This window comes from Roseibium sp. FZY0029 (assembly GCF_036350355.1).
GTDB lineage: Bacteria > Pseudomonadota > Alphaproteobacteria > Rhizobiales > Stappiaceae > Roseibium.
Genome location: NZ_JAZDVZ010000004.1, coordinates 253,813 through 268,333 on the forward strand (window position 1 = coordinate 253,813; position 14,521 = coordinate 268,333).

General features: G+C 60.5%; 13 protein-coding genes. 10 read left to right on the forward strand and 3 right to left on the reverse strand.

Annotated features, from left to right (window positions below; all coding sequences use genetic code 11):
- Positions 1-12 precede the first annotated feature (12 nt).
- The 6 genes from V1T76_RS12775 to V1T76_RS12800 are packed head-to-tail and all read left to right on the forward strand — an operon-like array spanning position 13 to position 6,180.
- Entirely contained in the window at positions 13-639 is a 627-nt protein-coding gene (locus V1T76_RS12775; protein WP_330561040.1) for a DUF6962 family protein, read from the forward strand.
- Between the two features lie 9 nt (positions 640-648).
- Complete coding sequence (locus V1T76_RS12780; protein WP_330561041.1) at positions 649-1,788, forward strand: cyclic nucleotide-binding domain-containing protein; 1,140 nt, start codon at positions 649-651, stop codon at positions 1,786-1,788.
- 57 nt (positions 1,789-1,845) lie between these two features.
- On the forward strand, positions 1,846-2,781 hold the full coding sequence (locus V1T76_RS12785; protein WP_330561042.1) for a fatty acid desaturase family protein: 936 nt from the start codon (positions 1,846-1,848) through the stop codon (positions 2,779-2,781).
- Between the two features lie 16 nt (positions 2,782-2,797).
- Positions 2,798-4,030 (forward strand): cyclopropane-fatty-acyl-phospholipid synthase family protein, encoded by a 1,233-nt coding sequence (locus tag V1T76_RS12790; RefSeq protein WP_330561043.1) that lies wholly within the window; start codon positions 2,798-2,800, stop codon positions 4,028-4,030.
- Positions 4,027-5,244, forward strand: a complete 1,218-nt coding sequence (locus V1T76_RS12795) for a glycosyltransferase (protein ID WP_330561044.1) — start codon at positions 4,027-4,029, stop codon at positions 5,242-5,244. The genes V1T76_RS12790 and V1T76_RS12795 overlap by 4 nt, the downstream gene beginning before the upstream one ends.
- Positions 5,245-5,247: 3 nt before the next feature.
- Positions 5,248-6,180, forward strand: coding sequence for a diacylglycerol/lipid kinase family protein (locus V1T76_RS12800; RefSeq protein WP_330561045.1), 933 nt, complete (start codon positions 5,248-5,250; stop codon positions 6,178-6,180).
- A gap of 24 nt (positions 6,181-6,204) precedes the next feature.
- On the opposite strand, the gene V1T76_RS12805 is transcribed toward V1T76_RS12800, so the two are convergent.
- The gene (locus V1T76_RS12805; protein WP_330561046.1) at positions 6,205-7,308 is read right to left on the reverse strand and encodes a hypothetical protein; all 1,104 of its coding nucleotides are present in this window, start codon (positions 7,306-7,308) and stop codon (positions 6,205-6,207) included.
- A 440-nt stretch (positions 7,309-7,748) separates the two neighbouring features.
- Between V1T76_RS12805 and V1T76_RS12810 the strand changes: the two genes are divergently transcribed.
- The 4 genes from V1T76_RS12810 to V1T76_RS12825 all read left to right on the forward strand — a co-directional run bounded on the left by V1T76_RS12810 (position 7,749) and on the right by V1T76_RS12825 (position 11,534).
- Positions 7,749-8,477: a DUF1223 domain-containing protein gene (locus tag V1T76_RS12810; protein WP_330561047.1), complete on the forward strand. Its 729-nt coding sequence runs from the start codon at positions 7,749-7,751 to the stop codon at positions 8,475-8,477.
- 222 nt (positions 8,478-8,699) lie between these two features.
- On the forward strand, positions 8,700-9,593 hold the full coding sequence (locus V1T76_RS12815) for a cation diffusion facilitator family transporter (RefSeq protein ID WP_330561048.1): 894 nt from the start codon (positions 8,700-8,702) through the stop codon (positions 9,591-9,593).
- A 362-nt stretch (positions 9,594-9,955) separates the two neighbouring features.
- On the forward strand, positions 9,956-10,780 hold the full coding sequence (locus tag V1T76_RS12820; RefSeq protein WP_330561049.1) for a carbohydrate ABC transporter permease: 825 nt from the start codon (positions 9,956-9,958) through the stop codon (positions 10,778-10,780).
- Between the two features lie 70 nt (positions 10,781-10,850).
- Positions 10,851-11,534 carry an HAD family hydrolase gene (locus tag V1T76_RS12825; protein ID WP_330561050.1) on the forward strand — a complete coding sequence of 228 codons (684 nt, stop codon included), beginning with the start codon at positions 10,851-10,853 and terminating at the stop codon, positions 11,532-11,534.
- Positions 11,535-11,612: 78 nt separating this feature from the next.
- Here the strand turns inward: V1T76_RS12825 and V1T76_RS12830 are convergent, their stop codons facing one another.
- Together V1T76_RS12830 and V1T76_RS12835 are read right to left on the reverse strand one after the other, a co-directional pair.
- Positions 11,613-12,833: an ammonium transporter gene (locus tag V1T76_RS12830; RefSeq protein ID WP_330561051.1), complete on the reverse strand. Its 1,221-nt coding sequence runs from the start codon at positions 12,831-12,833 to the stop codon at positions 11,613-11,615.
- Positions 12,834-13,141: 308 nt separating this feature from the next.
- Positions 13,142-14,509 (reverse strand): ammonium transporter, encoded by a 1,368-nt coding sequence (locus V1T76_RS12835; RefSeq protein ID WP_330561052.1) that lies wholly within the window; start codon positions 14,507-14,509, stop codon positions 13,142-13,144.
- Positions 14,510-14,521: the final 12 nt, after the last annotated feature.

Here is a 14,521-nt window from a genome sequence, read left to right on the forward strand (position 1 = left end):
ACGAGTAGTCCGTTGCTTTCCGAACTTGCCTTTTCCGCACTGACAGACGTGATCCTGGCGTGCGAGCTCTTTTTCCTCGCCGGCCTCAGCTGTCGCCCCGGTGTTCAGCCGTTGTCTCCCGCCTGGATCTGGGCCCTGACACTGGCCCTGATCGGACTGGCCTCGATGCTGGGCGCGATTGATCATGGCTTCTTCGAAGCCATCGGCCACGAAGGGCACCGCCCGTTCGTGATCGCCACCCGGATCGTCATTGTCCTGGGCAGTCTCAGCATGATTGTCGCTGCCAGCTTTCAGTATCTGTCCCGGCCTCTGCGCCAGGGATTTGTGGCCGCAGGTGCTTTGGGCGCACTCTGGCCGGTGTTCATGATCCTGACCTCCGACGATTTTCTGTCGGTCATCCTCTATTACTCCGTCGGTCTCATTTTCCTCCTTGTCCTCAGCATCGTCCGGGTGCGCCAGAACAGGGGCACGCTGGCGATGATCGCCGGCATTTTGCTTACACTTGGCGTCTCCGCGATGATCCCGATGCAGAGCCCGGGCTTCTGGGGCCTTGGCCTTTATGGCAGCTACCATGTTCTGCTGATGCCGATCGTCGTGCTTTTGTATTTCGGCGGACGCTGGTTCAGGACCACGAGGTAGGGTATCCGCATGCACAGCGCTTCCAGTCACGTTGAAGAAAAGCCCCGGGAAACGGACGATCTTCAGGCGATCTTCCGGAAGATGACGGAGTTCATGCCGCAGCGGGTTGCCGACGCGGTACAGGCGGCCTCACGCGAGGTTCCTGTCGCCGCGCATGAGGATGTCATCGTCGAGGGAGAATGCAGCGACGCGCTCTACATCGTGCTGGAAGGTACATTCGGCATCTACCGCAAGGGGGGAGAGACGGGCGCGGACCACCGTGTTGCGGAAATAGGGCCCGGACAGCCCTTCGGCGAAATGGCCCTTCTGGACGGTGAACCACGCTCGGCTACGGTCCGCGCGGAAACGGGCGGCGTCGTGCTGGAAATCGAGCCGGACCGGATCCTTGAGCTCGCCGACGGCCAAGCCAGACTCGCCGAATTCAAGGGCGCGCTCGCCTCCTTCGTCACCCGGCGCATGCGCGCCTCCACGCAAGAGCACGTCGCGGCCCTGCAGCGGGAACTGGACCTTCGAAACGAACAGCAACAATTCGGCAAGTTCTTCGTCTACTCGCTGATCATGATGTCCATCGGCACGCTGGTGAACAACGTGCTGGCCCGGACAATCGTCCATGTGGATGTCTACACCGAGGTCTTCGCCTGGCAGTATCTCGCCATCCTGCTGGTTCCCAGCCTGTTCGTGATCCGCCATATGGGCATTTCGGTCACGTCGCTCGGGATAACCACTGTCGGTCTGAAGAAATCCCTGATCGAAGGCGCGTTCATTTCAGTCGGGCTCTGCATCTTTGCATGGGGTCTGGCGGCGGTGCTGAAATCCTTCGACGCGCTGCCTGGCAAACCATTGCCGTTCAATCTGCTGGGGACCCTGAGCTATTTTCTTCACAGCGCCCTGCAGGAAATCATCGCCAGAGGCTTTCTGCAGTCTTCCTTCCAGAGGTTTCTGGGCGACAAGGGCAAATGGCGCTCGGTTCTGCTCGCCTCGGTGCTGTTCGGAATGTTTCACCTGCATTTCGGCATTCCAGCCGTGCTGATGACCATTGGCACCGGATTTATTTTCGGCTGGATCTACATCAGACACCAGAACATCGCCGGCGTTATACTCATTCATTACATGATGGGTGTCGCAGCGTTCAATACAGGCTTGATCTGAGACACTAGCCTAAGCTAGTGCTGCTGCCTCGACCCTATCGCACCAGGTTGGAACGACATGATTGCGCGTGACTATTTCATACCTCGACCAGCCATCTATTTTCGCGATTTCGGTATTTACCTGGCGCTCTTTGTTGCCGGCTTCGTTTGGGGTGTGAACGCTTCCTGGCCAATGGTCATCCTGCCCTGGCTACTGGCAACTTTCGGCCTGCACCGCGCAGGTCTTTTCTGTCACGAGATCGTTCATATCAAGGACGAGAAGCTGCGCAGCTTCCGAACGTTCTACACCTGGACGGTGGCGCTCATTGTCATGGTGCCGCCGCTGCGGTTCCAGCTGCCGCATCTGGCCCATCATCGGCTCGGCGTTTTCGGCACGCCTGAAGACCCGCAATACCCGCTCGTACGCGGCAATCCATTTGCCATGACCATGGTTTTGCTGGTCATCCCCTTTTTGGTGCCTTTCACCAATCTTCTGATGACGATAACCGCCGCGTTCGGCGCCTTCCGGCTGGAAGCGGCGCTCGACCGCTGGGCGACAGAAAAGCTCGGCTTTTCGCTCAGCTCGTCGTTGACGCCCGAACAGCAGGCTGAAGTCAGCCGGCACGCCCGGGTGACGCTGGTGCTCTTTCTGGCCGCAATCGTCTTCTTTCCCGGTGCGCTGCCTTTCTATTATGCAGTGCTGGTTCTGGGATGGGCGCTTCTGACCGCGCGCATTCCGCTGGAACACGAGCTGGAACGCCTGGCAGAAACCTCCGGCCGGGAAGACCAGATGATCGACAGTTTCACGATAGAATCGCCCCTGGCTCTGATCGTGCAGCCCGTGGGCTTTCGCTATCACACGGCTCATCACATGTACCCTGGTGTGCCCTATCACAATCTGCCCGCGCTCCACGACGAGCTGAAGCGGACCATGCCGGAGTACAGGGACAGCATCATTTCGATTTGGACTGCGATCAGCGGGCCCAAACGCCGTCCTGCCAATTCTCTTCGTTGATTCAGAAAGCCCACCGATGAAAGACGTTATCCGCCAGCTCGCAGAAGCCATGTCTGCGGCTTCTCCTGACGCACAGTTCGAGGTTCGCTATTGGGACGGAACCGGCTTCTCCATCGGGTCCGAGCCGGAGTTCATCCTGATTTTCAAGAACGAACGGGCACTTTCCAGGGTGCTTTCGGACGCCTTCATGGGCTTTGGCGAGAGCTACATGCTGGGCGACATCGAGGTGGAAGGCGACATCAAGAAGCTCTTCTACCTCGGCTTTGCCATCGATTTCGCCGAGCGGCCCATGTCGTTGATGCTTCGGCTCAAGCTGGCGTTTCATTTCCTGCGCGCACGCAACACCATTGCCCGCTCGCGCGAAAACATTTCCTTCAGCTACGACATCGGCAACGAGTTTTACGAGATCCTGCTCGGGAAGGGCATGATCTATACCTGCGCCTATTTCACCTCGCCGGACAACACGCTGGACGAAGCCCAGAACAACAAGCTGGAACTGGTCTGCCGCAAGCTGTGCCTGAAACCGGGTGAACACATTGCCGATCTCGGCTGCGGCTGGGGCGGCTTTCTGATGTATGCCGCCGAAAACTACGGCATCACGGGTGTCGGCTTCACCATTTCGGCGGAACAGCGCGACTACGCGGTTCGAAAGATTGCCGAGCGCGGCCTCTCCGACAAGATCGAGATCCGCCTGAAGGACGCCCGCGAAGCCGACGGCCTTTACGACAAGGTTGCCTCGATCGGCATGGTCGAGCACATGGGCAATGCCCAGATCGCACCGGTGTTCGAACGGATCGCCCATATCCTCAAGCCGCAGGGCCTTGCCTTCGTACATACGATCGGCAACGAAATTCCCCGGCCGATCGACCCCTGGATCGACAAATACATCTTCCCCGGAACACAGGCATCACCACTGACGACAATGGTCGAGGCCGCCGGCAGGAATGATCTCTACATGATCGACCTTGAGAATATCCGGCTGCATTATCCGCCGACGGTGAAATACTGGCTCGCCAATTTCGACGCCAACATCGAGCGTATCCGCGAGATGTATGACGACACCTTCGTCAGAAGCTTCCGGCTGTATCTGGAAGTGGCAAGCTCCTCCTTCAGCTGGGGCGACAACCGGCTGTATCATCTGCTGATGACCAAGGGGCTGAACAACGACGTGCCGATGACCCGGGAGCATCTAGTGCTGCCAAAATCCGGCACCTCTCCGGCCGGTGCAGCCCCGGAAGGTGGTGCATGACGGATCCCGTCCATGTGGCAGTGATCTATACGGACGCAGGCGGTGGCCACAGGGCCAGCGCCTTCGCCCTCAAAGCATGCCTCGAAGGGTCCGGCAGATACAGGGTTAGCCTGATAAACCCCTATACCTCGCTGATCCCGCATCTCGACCTCTTCAGCCGCTTCGGCTCTCGCACCGGTGAGAACATCTACAACGAGGTCATCTTGCGACAGGGGCGCACGGGCCTCACCTGCTGGCTTTTCTATGCGGCCCTGCGCCTGAACTACGTGTTCTGCGAACCGCCTGCCATCAAGATCCTGGCGCGGCATTTCGAAGAGATCCGCCCGGATGTCGTGCTGTCGGTCATGCCGCTGGGAAACCGGGTGATGCTGGAAGCCCTGAAACGCTACCGCGCCACCATTGACGACGGTCTGATGCCCGAAGGCGCGGTGATGATCACCGACTGGGCGGAACTGGCAAGGGGCGTCTGGTTTCCCAACCGGGGCGACTATCACGCGATTTGCGGCACGCAGGATGCCGTGCGCAATGCTGAAAAACTGCCGAAGCTTGCCGGCAAGGTCCATGCGATGGGCGGCTTGCTGATCCGGCCGGAATTCACCGACCCGACCCAGCGCGCCAGCAAGCAGGCGCTGAACCTTGATCCTGCCAGACCCGTCGTGACCGTGCTTTACGGGGCCCAGGGCAGCATGCGCATGATCGAACTGGCCAAGGCAATGCGAGACGTCCCGCACACTGCCCAGGTGGTGTTTCTTTGTGGCCGGAACGAAGCACTTGCCGACGAACTGCGCACCATGGATCTGCCGTATCCGGTCCAGGTGCTCGGATTTACCGACAAGGTTGCGCAGTATCTTTCCGCCAGCGATCTTTTCATCGGCAAACCCGGGCCGGGCAGCACCAGCGAAGCCATGGCGCTCGGCCTGTCCATGCTGCTCGACAAGAGCCTGGCGCTGCCGCAGGAAGCCGCTGTCCTGCGCCATGTTGTAAAGACGGGAGCGGGACAGGCCTTTTCAACGACGGCTGATTTTTCACAGCATTTCAAGGCAGCCATATCCGCCGCAGAGACCGGCCAGGCACGGCAGCCGGTTGCCGCCAACACCTCGCCTGCCGACATCCTTGAGATCATGGACCGCATCGGCGCTTCCCGCACCCATGCCGCGAATGCTTCGCGGCTATCCGGCGACGTGCCGCGTACCCGGCACGTATCCCGAGCCTGATCGATGCCGACCGACGACCAGGGCCCCACAACGGGAGGCAGTCACCTGCAAGGGCAGGGCCTGAAAATCCGGGTCGTCTACAACCCTCGCACCGGCCACAAGCGCGAAACCCGCTTCCACGCCGTCCTGGCCCTGCTTGAGGCAGGTGGGCACTCCTGCGAAATCCTGACCACGAGAGAAGCAGGCGATGCCGCCGCTTTCGTTCGGGAAACGACATCAGGCGACGCCGATATCCTGGCTATTGCAGGTGGCGACGGCACAATCAACGATGCGGTCCAGTGTGCCGGCCCGCAAACACCTCCGCTCGGTCTCATTCCCCTTGGAACGGCGAATGTGCTGGCCCATGAACTGGGCATCGGTACGGACCCGCACAAGATTGCAAGCTGTCTCACGGAAGCGCACGTACTCAAGATGCAGCCCGGCCAGGTCAACGGTCATCGCTTCATGATGATGACCGGCATCGGTCTCGACGCCCAGGTGGTGTCGGGCCTCAGCCGTGCAACAAAGACCCTTTTCGGCAAAGCGGCCTATCTCTTGGAGGTCTTCCGCACCCTGCGGCACTGGTCCTGCCCGCCGCTGAGTGTTCAGATGGACGGCAAGGCCGTTCAGGCGGCGACACTCATCGTCAGCCGTGGAAAGCGCTATGGCGGGACCTTCGTGCTCGCGCCAAGCGGCGACCTCGCCAGTCCGGGGCTGCATGTTACGGTGTTTCCACCAGGCGGAGCCATGTCCGTCTTTGGGCGCTTTCTGCTGATCCCAACAGGTCTTCTGCTGCGGCTTGGCCTTGCCGTTCAGCACCCTGTCCGGACGGTCGAGATTCTTGGCCCCTCTGGCGACCCGATACAGGCAGACGGCGACATTGTTGCCCATGTTCCGGCGCAGATTTCGGTATGCGACGAACCGATACGCCTGTGCGTTCCAAAGCCCCAGCACTGAATTCTGAAGCGAGCGACCTCAGCCTTATAGTCCGGCGAGCCCGGCGAGACGGCGGCAGGCACTCATCCAGTCAAAATCCTCACGTGCGGCAACCGGTGGCTCCGGCACAGTCTTCAAGGCATAATCCAGCGCCTCAAGAGCACCATCCAGATCCGTATAGAAATGCGCGTTGGAATAAGCCTTGTAGGGAAGGTTGCCCGGGCAATCGGGCAGGATGACATGCCGGCCGGCAACGAGCGCATCGGCGGTGGCGGTGCACAGGATTTCGCTGCGGGACGGGTTCACCATGATGCGGTAACGACCGATATCGGACCAGAACCGGCGGTTTGGCCCAAAGAAACGCAAATCCGCGCCTTCCTTCTGCGCGAAGGCCCGAAACTCGGCTTCATCGCGGCCGCCGCCAATGACATCGATGGACCTGTCGGCACGAGCCGCGATGCGGGCAAGGTCGTCGAGACCCTTTTCCCAGAGGAACGCCCCCAGGAAATAGATCCCTTCCGTTTCTTCTGTAACCAACGGCACCTGCGCATAGCCGGGCATGACGCCGGTCACCCGTTCCACCGGCATGGTGACGCCCGGCAAGGTCAGCGCCGGTGACAGACTGAGAGGCAGATCGATGCGCAGCCGCAGGGCGCGGCCATGAAGATAGGACACCAGGCGGGCGAGACTGCCCGGAAAAGGCAGCCCGGACATACGGATGTAGGTTTCGTAATCGGTCATGCAGAGGCCGATGGTCTTGTCTGCGCGAATGCCCTTGCGCCCGGTCGTTACCGGATACCAGCACAGGTGCTCCGGTTCGCTGGCGACCAGACACCGGGCCGGCGGCGCGGCGCGGTAGACGTCCTCCATTGGCACGATCGACCCCATGCCTGCAACGTACCGCGCCCGGTATGGCCGGCAGTCCGGCAGCTTGTAGGGCCCGAAGGACTGAAGCTCGCTCTGTAGCCAGGCGAGCTGCTCTTCAAAATCGGCAAAGCGCGCCTCGCCCCACAGGCGTTGCTGCGAGTGTGCGTCGAGCCAGGGAAGAACATAGACGACGCGATAGCCAAGGGCCGTCAGGCCACAGGCATGCCAGAGCGAGATGAAGGAGGGACCGGTCATCCACGGAAGCGCGGCGCTTGTCAGCACGGCAAAGTCACAGACCTCATGACCTTTTTTTTGTTCGCCAGGCAGGGGATCTTGTCTCCGGTTTAAACAGGCAGGACGACGGGTCAGCACCCGGCCGAGACCTGGCAGACTATGCGATAAACACCGGCCAAGGCACCGGGCAACAGCTTGGTGCCGGTCGTCAACCACATGATTCTCTCTCCCGGACAATCCAGCACCGCCTGCACAGGCAGCCGGCAGGCCGATAGGCTGACAGCGCTCCTGCCGTTTTTGCCGAAAGTGCCCCACGCCAAATGGTGAAACCCTGTCACAAACGCGCGAATGAGCGCGTCGATTGGCAAAGTCACCCGCTCGTGACTTTCGGTTGAGAGCGCGATTGCATATTTTGGTAGCACTCGAAGAAGGACATGAACCAAATGGTGGGATCGTTCTCCCGGAAGGCCGGCAAGGCCCTCCGAACAATGTTTTTTGTAACCGGCGGAATAGTTGCCCTGTCCGCGCCGCTGAACAGCGCGCTGGCGCAGCCCGAAAAGGTCATCGAGCTGTTTACCAGTCAGGGCTGCTCCTCCTGCCCACCGGCCGACCGGCTGGCGGAAAAGCTGGTGGAAGAGGACAACAACGTCCTGACCATGGTGCTGCCCGTCGACTACTGGGATTACCTCGGCTGGAAGGACACGCTGGCAAGTCCCGTCAATTCACAGCGCCAGCGCGCCTACGCCACGCGGCGCGGCGACCGCTCGGTCTACACCCCGCAGATGGTCATCAACGGTGAAGAGCATGTCATCGGCAGCCGCGAGGGGGACGTCAGGGCCGCTTTGGAACGCACGGATGCCTTCACCGCCACGATCGATCTGAAGATCACCGACATGGTCGTTCAGGCGACGGTGAACGGTACCCTGCCAAAGGGATACAACATGGCGACGATCTATTTCCTGCGCATGCAGGATGAGGCTCTGGTCGACATCGGCCGCGGCGAAAACGCGGGCCGCAAGGTGCGTTACGTCAATGTGGTGCGCAACCTGCAGCCCATGGGCATGTGGTCCGGCGGCCAGGAAACGTTCCGCATGCCCAAGTCCAAGCTGATGCTGAAGGGCGATGCCCGTTGCGCGGTTGTTGTGCAGCTTGAAAATCCCGATGGCCCCGGCCGGATCATTGGCGCAGCAACAATGAACAGGATCGGCGGTCTCTGAACCGCCTCCTTTTGTGTGGCCAAATATCAATTCCCTCTGAAAATCAGGGCATTCATCCCACAAGCCGGGTTGTAACACCGGAGAAAACTGCTACCCCTTGCCCCGTTCGGCCGGCCTTAAACCGTGAACGCCTTGTTGGCGCACGGTTTGCAACACCCAGCGGCCGGTCACGTTCTCTGCTTTGCCTTCATCCGGCGGAGCGAATGGGTTCTGGGGGAACGCATGAAGTTGAAGCGCAGGCTTCGGATCGCCTTTTTGAGCATCGTTTTCGGCGTGATTGTTCTCGGCCTGAAGATCGGTGCCTACCTTTTGACGGGCTCCATCGCGCTCTACTCCGATGCGCTGGAAACCATCGTCAACATTGCGTCCGCCGTCGCAACGCTCGCGGCCGTCTGGTTCGCGGCCAAACCGGCCGACAGCAACCACCCCTATGGCCATGACAAGGTGGAGTATTTCGCGGCGGTTCTCGTCGGCGTCATGATCGTGCTTGCCGCCCTGTCGATTTTCCGTGCAGCTTGGCTCGGCTTTGTCAGTGGCGACAGCCCGGAATATTCCCCCGCCGGCATCGGCATGAACCTGCTTGCCGCCGTCATCAACGGTGCCTGGGCGCGCTATCTGATGCAATACGGCAAGCACGCGCGCTCACCGGCCCTGGTTGCCGACGGCAAGCACCTGATGACGGATGTCGCCAGCTCCGTCGGTGTTCTGGGCGGTGTTGTGCTGGTAATGCTCACCGGCTGGAAGGTCATGGACCCCGCGCTTGCGGTTCTCGTTGGCCTGACAGTGCTCTGGTCCGGCTGGGGTCTCGTCAAGGAATCCGTCGGCGGCCTCATGGACGAAGCCGCTTCGCACGACACATTGGACAAGATCCGTGTTCTGATTTCAGAACATGGCGAAGGCGCCCTGGAGGCGCACGACCTGCGCACCCGCATTGCCGGAAAATCCACCTTCATCGACTTTCACCTGGTGGTGCCGGGCGAAATGTCCGTCGACAAGGCGCATGAGATCTGCGACCGCATCGAGGCTGCCATCGTTGAAGATGTCCCTGGCGCCCGGATCACCATTCACGTCGAACCTGAACACAAGGCCAAACACTCCGGCATAGTGGTGCTTTAGGCAAGCCATCAAAAAAAGCAGGGGACTGTGCCGCACCGTCTGTGACGAGTTGCAATCTTCATCGACACCGGATGTCTGAACATACGTCATAGACAAGTGTCTTTTGCGGCCAAGGCAGACCGTCAGATTTGCGCTTGTAGTGCCTGCAGGCCGACCGAAATCCTTCTTGCCCTGGCTCGTGACTATCCATAATACTCTGCAACCGGCGATCGCCGCCGCCGTCTCGGCAACAGGTCTGCATGGGCAGTTGCTCGCTGCGGACCTTCGTCGGTGAACCGCCCTTGCGACGTTGACCCCAGTGCTCCGGCCCCGCAGCACGCCCGCCCCGGTTACTTCGGATCGATTTGAGGAACCAATCGCATATGCCCAACTGGCGGCGCTGGCATGCCCAGCTTCTTGATCATCTGATTCTGACAGGCGGCGCTCTCCTGATGACGCTGCCCGTCTATGCGATCTTTGCCGCCACCACCCATGAGGGTGGCCGCGTCCGACCGAGGCTCGATCTGGGCGGCAATGCGCTGGAAAACTACGGAAACTTTCTGCAGGCGGGCGCAGGCTTTTCAGGTGATGTCACGGCCTTGTCCATGATGTGGAACTCTTTCCTTCTGGGTGCAGGCTTTGCAACGCTGAAGGTCGTTCTGTCGCTCATGACGGCCTACGCGCTGATCTATTTCCGCGTCCGCTTTGCCAGCGCCATCTTCGCCGTGCTGCTGCTGACCCTGCTGCTGCCGCTGGAATCGCGGTTTCTGCCGACCTACGCCGTGACTGTGGACCTCGGCCTCGTCAACACGCGGGCAGGCCTCATCCTGCCTCTGGTGGCCTCCGGTCTGGGAACACTGTTCTTCCGCCAGTTTCTTATGACGGTGCCCGACGCACTGCTGGAATCGGCCCGGATCGACGGCGCCGGCCCGCTGAAGTTCTTCAAGGACATACTGGTGCCCCTGTCGCTGCCGACAGCAGCGGCCCTCTTCCTGGTGATGTTCGTCAACGGCTGGAACCAGTATCTGTGGCCGGTCATCGTGACGTCGGATGAAAGCACCTACACGCTGGTGCGCGGCATGCAGTTTTTCGGCAATTCGAGCCTGCGGGGATTGATGCTGGCCGTGCTTGCCTTGGTGCCACCAGCCCTGCTTGTCATATTGTTTCAACGACAAGTCGTTAAAGGCCTGTTCGACGGCTCGCACTGACGGCAGCCAGTCTTGAACACCGACATCCCCTGCCCCAGTTTTTCCGGTTAACCCGAAAGGCCCCTCATCCATGGCATTTGAAGCGATCCTGTTCGACTGTGACGGCGTTCTGGTGGATTCGGAAATCATCTATGTCGAAGTCGAACGCGAGCATCTAGCCCGGATAGGCCTCAAGTATGAGCTTCACGATTATATGGACAAGTTCCAGGGGCTTGGCAGCACGGATTTCTGGGCAGCGCTCGACCGGGACTACCAGACGCTTGGAAAGGGACCGCTGCCCGAAACCTTCGGTCCGGAGCTGGACGCCGCCACCCAGCAGAGGATCGACCGCGAGCTTGAGGAAATCAGGGGCATCAAGGCGTTGCTGGAAGCTCATGACGGCCCGCGCGCCGTTGCCTCCTCCTCCCGCATGCACCGTCTGACCCACAAGCTGCAGCACACCGGGCTGTTTCCCTATTTCGAGCCGCATATCTATTCCGGAGAGCAGGTTGCCAACGGCAAGCCGGCGCCGGACTTGTTCCTGTTCGCGGCTGAAAAACTGGGCATTGACCCGAAAGCCGCCCTCGTGGTGGAGGACAGCGTCAACGGCGTGAAGGCCGGCCTTGCCGCTGGCATGACCGTGTGGGGATTTGTCGGCGGTGGCCATTGTCATGATGGCCACGGCGAACAGTTGCTTGCCGCCGGAGCACACAAGGTGGTGGACAGCCACGACAACCTTGCCGGCTTGCTTCGCGGCGAAAGCACCGCTGCCTGAGCGAGGCTGGTTTTCGGCCCGAATTCCGAATTTTCCCGAAAGGACCGCGCGCCGTCACCCGGCGCGCGGTCCGGCATTTCAGCGCCCCAGATCGTGTTCCGGATTGGCGCTGATCTTGTGGATCGAAAGATCGGCGCCGCGGTGTTCGTCTTCCTGTGACAGCCTGAGGCCCAGGACGGCTTTCAGGACACCGTAGACTGCAAGCCCCGCTCCCAGAGCGTAGGCTGCCCCCAGAACGGTGCCGATCACCTGCGAAACCGGAGACACGCCGCCAAGGCCGCCAAGGGCTTCCAGCCCGAAGACCCCGGCAGCGAGACCACCCCAGGCACCGCAAATGCCGTGCAGCGGCCAGACGCCCAGAACGTCATCGACCTTCAGCTTGTTCTGGCAGATCTCGAAACCGGTGACGAAGACAGCCCCGGCGACACCGCCAACAATCAGGCTGCCGATCGGATGCATGACATCCGACCCCGCGCAGACGGCCACGAGACCGGCCAGAGCGCCGTTATGAACGAACCCCGGATCGTTGCGGCCAACGACCAGCGCCACCAGAATACCGCCGACCATGGCCATGAGCGAGTTGATCGCCACCAGGCCGGAGATGCTCTCAAGCGATGCAGCCGTCATCACGTTGAAGCCGAACCAGCCGACGCAAAGCATCCAGGACCCCATGGCAAGCCAGGGAAGAGAGGACGGCGGAATGCCGATGGGCTGGCCGTTGCGGTCGTAGCGGCCCCTGCGCGCGCCAAGCAGCAGCACAGCGCCAAGCGCGATCCAGCCGCCGACGGCATGCACCACCACAGAGCCGGCAAAGTCATGGAATGGTGCGCCAAACGTGGCTTCCAGCCATCCCTGGAAACCGAAGTTGCCGTTCCAGACCAGCCCTTCGAACAGAGGATAGATGATACCGACCAAAGCGACGGTCGCAAGACACTGCGGCCAGAACTTCATCCGCTCCGCAATACCGCCGGAGATGATCGCCGGGATCGCTGCGGCGAAGGTGGTCAGGAAGAAGAACTTCACCAGGCTCAGGCCCTGAAGTTCGAACCCCTCGCCGCCCCCGGACAGCGTCGCTGCATTGACGAAAAAGGTCGTTCCATACGCCATGGCATATCCGACGAAGAAATAGGCCACCGTCGACAGGGCAAAGTCGACAAGGATTTTCACCAATGCATTGACCTGGTTCTTCTGCCGGACGGTGCCGACCTCCAGAAAAGCGAAGCCCCCGTGCATGGCGAAAACGAGAATAGCTCCCACAAGGACGAAAAAGACGTCCGCCCCGACCCCGGATTGATTCATTTTGACCCCCAGATAGGCAATTTGCCGTTTGTTTTTGCGTTTCGGAGCGCACAGCATTCAAACTGCATGCCAAAAGGGCAAAAGATGAAAAAAGGCGCGGGAATCAGCCAATGTTTTAATCGCAGAGGGAAGACAGCCACCCATCGCGGGCTTTTAATCAGATTAATTTCTAGCCATTCGCATATTTTTTAGGCTGATCGACCTCAAACGAGCTTTTGAACAAAAAGAAGCCCGGGGTTGCCCCCGGGCTTTCCAAGTTTGCGGTCTGAGCCAATAGACCGCCTGGGAGATGTATTCGGATGGGCGCCTTACAGGCGACCGGAGCCGGTTCCGAATTCCGGATAGGCTTCCACACCGATTTCGACCTTGTCGAGACCCAGCGCTTCTTCTTCCTCGGACACCCGGATACCCATGGTGGCCTTCAGGACGAACCAGATCACGGAGCTCACGACCAGGGTGAAGACACCGATGGACACGATACCGATGAGCTGGGTGAGGTAGGAAGCGTCGGAGTTGGACAGCGGCACGATCAGCGTACCCCAGATACCTGCCAGCAGGTGAACCGGAATGGCGCCGACGACGTCGTCGATTTTCAGCTTGTCGAGCATCGGAACCGCGAAGACCACGATCACACCGCCGACGCCGCCGACGAAGACGGAAACCCACACGCTCGGTGCGAGCGGTTCTGCCGTGATGGCAACCAGACCGGCCAGGGCACCGTTCAGAGCCATGGTCACATCGACCTTCTTGTAGAGGATCTGGGTCAGGATGACCGCGACGACGACACCGGCAGCAGCAGCCATGTTGGTGTTGGCGAAGATGCGGGAGATGTCGGAGACGTCACCGATGGAGCCCATTGCGAGCTGGGACGCACCGTTGAAGCCGAACCAGCCCAGCCACAGGATGAAGGTGCCGAGGGTTGCGAGCGGCATAGAGGAACCCGGGAACGGGTGCACGGAGCCGTCAGCACCGTATTTGCCTTTACGGGCACCCAGGATGAGCGCACCGGCCAGGGCAGCCCAGCCACCGACGGAGTGAACGAGGGTCGAACCGGCAAAGTCGGAGAACTCGGCGCCGCCGATGGACTTCACGGCTTCGCCGTTGAGCCAGCCGCCGCCCCATTCCCAGGAACCGGTGATCGGGTAGATGATGCCCGTCAGGACAACGGTGAAAGCCAGGAAAGGCCACAGCTTGATGCGCTCGGCGAGCGTGCCGGACACGATCGACGCGGTGGTCGCACAGAAGACCATCTGGAAGAACCAGTCGGACGCCGTGGAGTAACCGGTGTCGAGTGCGTCACCGCCGACGGCGTCAAACGCATACGGGCCGAAGGAGCCCATGAAACCGCCGTCAACGCCGGTGTACATCAGGTTGTAACCGGTGATCCAGAACATCAGGCCCGCGATGGCGTAAAGCGTGATGTTCTTCAGGCACTGCATCGACACGTTCTTGGAGCGGACGAGACCGGCTTCGAGCATGGCAAAGCCAGCAGCCATCCACATGACCAGGAAGCCGCCGATGAGGAACAGCAGCGTATTGAAGATATAGGCAACTTCGGGAGAGACTGCGACCGGAGCAGCAGCGGCTGCAGCTTCGGTATCCTGCGCAAGCACCGGCAAAGCCGTAAGGCTCAGCAGAGCCAGCGACGTCGCGCCCTTAGCGACAAGTTTTTTCATGATACGTTTCCT

Coding starts and splice junctions, on each gene's coding strand:
- V1T76_RS12835 (WP_330561052.1), bottom strand. CDS start 14,509: ATGAAAAAACTTGTCGCTAAGGGCGCGACGTCGCTGGCTCTGCTGAGC.
- V1T76_RS12830 (WP_330561051.1), bottom strand. CDS start 12,833: ATGAATCAATCCGGGGTCGGGGCGGACGTCTTTTTCGTCCTTGTGGGA.
- V1T76_RS12790 (WP_330561043.1), top strand. CDS start 2,798: ATGAAAGACGTTATCCGCCAGCTCGCAGAAGCCATGTCTGCGGCTTCT.
- V1T76_RS12815 (WP_330561048.1), top strand. CDS start 8,700: ATGAAGTTGAAGCGCAGGCTTCGGATCGCCTTTTTGAGCATCGTTTTC.
- V1T76_RS12810 (WP_330561047.1), top strand. CDS start 7,749: ATGTTTTTTGTAACCGGCGGAATAGTTGCCCTGTCCGCGCCGCTGAAC.
- V1T76_RS12785 (WP_330561042.1), top strand. CDS start 1,846: ATGATTGCGCGTGACTATTTCATACCTCGACCAGCCATCTATTTTCGC.
- V1T76_RS12825 (WP_330561050.1), top strand. CDS start 10,851: ATGGCATTTGAAGCGATCCTGTTCGACTGTGACGGCGTTCTGGTGGAT.
- V1T76_RS12800 (WP_330561045.1), top strand. CDS start 5,248: ATGCCGACCGACGACCAGGGCCCCACAACGGGAGGCAGTCACCTGCAA.
- V1T76_RS12795 (WP_330561044.1), top strand. CDS start 4,027: ATGACGGATCCCGTCCATGTGGCAGTGATCTATACGGACGCAGGCGGT.
- V1T76_RS12780 (WP_330561041.1), top strand. CDS start 649: ATGCACAGCGCTTCCAGTCACGTTGAAGAAAAGCCCCGGGAAACGGAC.
- V1T76_RS12820 (WP_330561049.1), top strand. CDS start 9,956: ATGCCCAACTGGCGGCGCTGGCATGCCCAGCTTCTTGATCATCTGATT.